The following is a 4,421-nucleotide window of genomic DNA, read 5'->3' as shown; positions in this document are numbered from 1 at the left end:
TTTATTAATATTATGACTCTACATGTTAATTATAAAGATTGTGTACATATGAGATTAACAAGTGAATGTCTAGAACCTAACACTAGAGATACTGAATTTGCAATTATATGAGTTAATAACAGAGAAGTGAACTTATAACATGACATTGACAGAGCTCCTTTATCAATAGATATAAATAGCAGAAAAAACATTAATAAAGAAAAATGAATAGGAAGATCTCTTTATTAAATTAGTAAGTTCATATCAAACCATTTGATATGAAAAAAGCAATGATTTTTTCATATTATATACACCCTTTACATGTACGGCTTATATACAAAACTTATATATAAGCTTTGTAGAAAGAAAATGTGTTAAATATGTTGATATGAAATTGATATAGGAACTAAAAAACCTTTGTTTTTAAAGGTTTATATATACATCTTATAAAAAGGGCTTATAAATACAGCTTATAAATAAAGCGTATGAATAATTTGTGAAGTTTTTTAACTTGAAATGTTTGTAGTTTGATATTTTTTATAAAGGATTATTCAAAAGAATGTCAAATTAAATAATGAATTTATAGTTTTATAGACGGTATTGTTAATTACATGAAACCTATAATTGACATATATAACATACATCGTACATATACGTCGTATATATTTATGTTTATATATCAACATTTCGGCCTAAATTAAGACTTATACGCTTTATATGTAAGTGCTATATATAATGACTTGATATACGCTTTATAATAATGTAATATATTCGTAGGAATAATTAACCAACGTTTTAAGGGGGAGGCAACTTGAACGAGGTATTGAGCGAAAAGTATAAAGTAATTAAATTTCCTGATGAAGTTGTGAACATGTTTGCAGACATTCTTGAAGAAGACGAAATACTTTATAATGTATTTCATTACATAGGATCTGAGGTAAATAAACAATACCAAGAGACGAAATATATGAGGGGTATCTCAATAAATGAAATAGTAGGTAATGTTGTAATTGATAGGAGAGTTAAGAAATTAAAGGGAAAATCGTATTCATTAGAGGTTGAACGAACCAATATATCAAGAAGATCAGCTGAAGTAAGTGTTAGTACATTATCTTCAATGTCATTAATAACTGAAAAGATTATGCATCCTTATAAATTTTTAATCTCAACAATTAGAGGGCAGCAGGTGTTAATTGAACTAGGAAGACGTAAACAAACCAATAAATAAGAAAAAGGAGAGATAAAATAATGGCGAAGAACTTTCTGAAAAACGAAGTAGCAGTAAAAATGACAATGGTTGGTTTTGGTCAAGCTGGAACTAGAATGGTAGATAAATTTGCTGAATATAAGCATACAGATGGAACATCTGTGTACAACTGTCTTGCCCTAAATAGTAATGATGGTGATTTAGCCGAATTAAAAAACGTACCAACAAGTAACCAAGTATCACTAAAATTAGGGGGATTAGGGAAGAATCCAGAACGTGCTGTAAGAGTACTAGAATCAAATGATGAAGCGAAAGAAAAGTTAAAAGAATTCATCACAGAGCGTGTAAGACCAACAGATGAATTGGTACTATTTTTTGCTGGTTTAGGCGGTGGAACAGGTACTTCTACAATCATTAAAGCAATTGAAGAATTCTCGGCTTTTCATAATAAACCTATAATCGCTGAAGAACTTAAAAGTATGGCAATGAAAATTCCTAGAGAGGAATTAATAGCAAATCAACAAAAGTATGCAAGAATTGCATTCAATAATGCAATTGAACGTAAAGATTTTATTAAAATGGGTATTGTTGTGACACTCCCAGTAAGAGCTGATGGGCCTGATGTACTAAGACAAGTAAATAAATTCTCTCAAGAGATTTGGAAGTTAGCAAATGACCCAGCAAAAGGTGTTGCATTCGTTGTTTTCGCAGATAACCAACATTTCTATGATGAATTTAAGGGATTAAACGAAAATGAGAAAAAAGGTATTGCTAATTCACGAGACTATGCAAATCAGCGCATTGGTGAAATCATCCATGAATTAAATACAGCTTCTAATGGCGCAGGAACATCTGTTATTTTAGATTCACAGGACTTTAAACGTATTTTATTAGAGAAAACTGGTTGTCTAGTTATTAATAAAATTTCTCGCAATATGAATCAAATTGAAAATAGTAAAGAAATAGTAGATATGTTCTCAGAATCGTTGAAAGGAAGCTCTTTCCACCATCCTATAGAATTAGTGAAAAAGAACGATGATGGTGAGTTGGAGGCCTCTAAGGTGCATCATTTTGGAATGCTTGCAATTCTAGACGAACAAAAGAATATTGATGATTCATTTATGGATGATGCAAAAGTAGAAGTTACGAATACATTACCAATCAACGGTACGGTATTTAATGGGTATTTAATTAGTAAAAATGATTTTATGGGCAGTGTGTATACGTTCTATAAAACTGATGCATTACCGTCCCGTTTGTCTAAGGGTTTAGTTAAAGAATTCAATGAATTTAAAGAGAAGCAAAATCAAATTCAGTTTAAAAAATCCCAAATTAATACAATTGAAATGCAAGATCAAGACGATGATTTCAGTATTAATTTCGGTGACTACATCGATATGGGAACAAGTAATGAGGAACCATCAGCAGATGCTGAGAATGATGAAGAATTAGCTGCATTTATGGATCCAGACAAAATGTTTGGTACATCAAAATAAAAAAAGAGGCCTGGGAATATCCCGGGCCTCTTTTTTATTCGGATGTCATAATAGATTTCATATACTCTATCATATTTTCGTTTAAATAATTCTCTATAAATAGGTGTTTTTTTGCTAAATCTTCCTCTTTTTTAAACCAACCAACTTTTTTCATGCGCTCTTCCTCAGGTTTTTCATTCCAGAGTTTTTCAGCTTGTCTTCTTAATTCTTTACGAGCTCTATGTTCAATTATTATGTTATCCAGTCTTTCTTGTCTTTGACGTTCTTTCATAGCAATTGGATCTTCAGGCTGAGGTAACGCTTTTAATACATTTTCAAATTTCTCTTGAAATTGTATTTCGATGTTTTGTAAATGTGCTTGAACCTTTTGTTCCACCAATTTTTCGATTGTCTCAGCTGCGTCCTGAAAATCAAATTGAGATAATATTTCGTTAGAGTGGTTTTCAGGAGATACTGACCTTAGTTCGAATTGATGCGGTAAAAGTTCAATTATGGCATCTAATGACCACTTTTCATCCCTTTTCTGCTTTATGAAAAGAGCTATATTTAAATCTAATGAATTATATAGCTTTTCATTTGTATTATTGGTTCTAAGAGTCCCGTGCAACCCCTTCTCTTCTAACGTATTAAACCAATTATAAACAGTATTATGGTGTCTACCTACTAACTTAGAAAACTCTGTTATTCGCCAGGCCTTTTCAAAAGCGTCTTCGTGTAATGAGTTCTCATCATCTACCATGGCTTGTTCTGAGTGATTTTCCTGCTTAATCATAGTATTACCTCCTTAGCAGTATGTAATTTCGTTGATAAATGACATTAACATGAAATGTGAGATTGATATGTTAAGTGTTTTTCGACGGTACTAATAGGAATCCCTTTCTTATCTGAAATTAACATGAAAGATAAGATTAACATGTTATACTCAAAGTGTTAACAAGACATTAACAAATCGTTAGCTATCTTCGCCAAATATTGATGTTTTGTTAACTGGGACTTGAAATGCATCAATGTTATATAGGATTAATGAGGTACCTTTGTCACCCGTATCCGTATAAATGGTTGCTATGAGATTGACAGTTTTATTCACATAACATTAATGATAAGTAAATATAACCGATTTGTAAATAAATTATGAGGATATAGCATTAAACTTTCAAAAAAAATAGGTATAAATATGATTAATAGGGTCCATATTATTAATAATTGTAGTATGAGTCTTTTCCATAGGTAACAATTGAGAATATATAACGGATACCTGTTTGACTACTTGAGTTTAGTATCTCTTTTTAACTGATTCCAAGACTAGTAAAGTAATTTTAGATAACAACTATTATAGGTTCATATGAGCGTTACATTCTAATAGTTAGTCGAGTTATTGGCTATTAGTAGTTTGAAACACTACAAGGTCCCATTCACTTTGTTGTTGAATAGCTGTAATACTTAATTTCTAAGTGTTTGCGATAAAGAAAAAAGGTTTTATAGAAGGATCTATCCAGTCTCTAATTATAAGCAATAAAGACTGATGTGAATCTTGGTTTATTAACGCTTTTATTAATAAGGACATATGCCTATTGATGTTTTGTTAATGTCTTGTTATCACAATACTCAAGAATAGTTGATATAAGATTAACAATGTTATCGTTCTGGGGATTAACATGTTAATGTTTATTGATATGTTAGTCTCATTAATGATGAGTATTTTGCTCCAATTATGCACAATGTCAATCTCATATCAATAC

At 30.7% G+C, this 4,421-nt stretch carries 3 protein-coding genes; 2 read left to right on the top strand and 1 reads right to left on the bottom strand.

Annotation, left to right across the window (positions count from 1 at the left end; all coding sequences use genetic code 11):
* The first annotated feature begins 790 nt into the window (after positions 1-790).
* Entirely contained in the window at positions 791-1,207 is a 417-nt protein-coding gene (locus tag ACFWDE_RS30005) for a hypothetical protein (RefSeq protein WP_002106934.1), read from the top strand.
* A gap of 20 nt (positions 1,208-1,227) precedes the next feature.
* Positions 1,228-2,682 (top strand): FtsZ/tubulin family protein, encoded by a 1,455-nt coding sequence (locus tag ACFWDE_RS30000; protein ID WP_377896331.1) that lies wholly within the window; start codon positions 1,228-1,230, stop codon positions 2,680-2,682.
* Positions 2,683-2,716: 34 nt separating this feature from the next.
* Here the strand turns inward: ACFWDE_RS30000 and ACFWDE_RS29995 are convergent, their stop codons facing one another.
* Entirely contained in the window at positions 2,717-3,454 is a 738-nt protein-coding gene (locus ACFWDE_RS29995) for a terminase gpP N-terminus-related DNA-binding protein (protein WP_377896330.1), read from the bottom strand.
* Positions 3,455-4,421 lie beyond the last annotated feature (967 nt).

It is taken from the genome of Bacillus sp. NPDC060175, from assembly GCF_042728695.1.
Lineage (GTDB): Bacteria > Bacillota > Bacilli > Bacillales > Bacillaceae_G > Bacillus_A.
Note: the sequence above shows the minus strand (reverse complement) of the source record. Positions and strands in the feature narration are given on the sequence as shown.

Coding starts and splice junctions, on each gene's coding strand:
- ACFWDE_RS30000 (WP_377896331.1), top strand. CDS start 1,228: ATGGCGAAGAACTTTCTGAAAAACGAAGTAGCAGTAAAAATGACAATG.
- ACFWDE_RS29995 (WP_377896330.1), bottom strand. CDS start 3,454: ATGATTAAGCAGGAAAATCACTCAGAACAAGCCATGGTAGATGATGAG.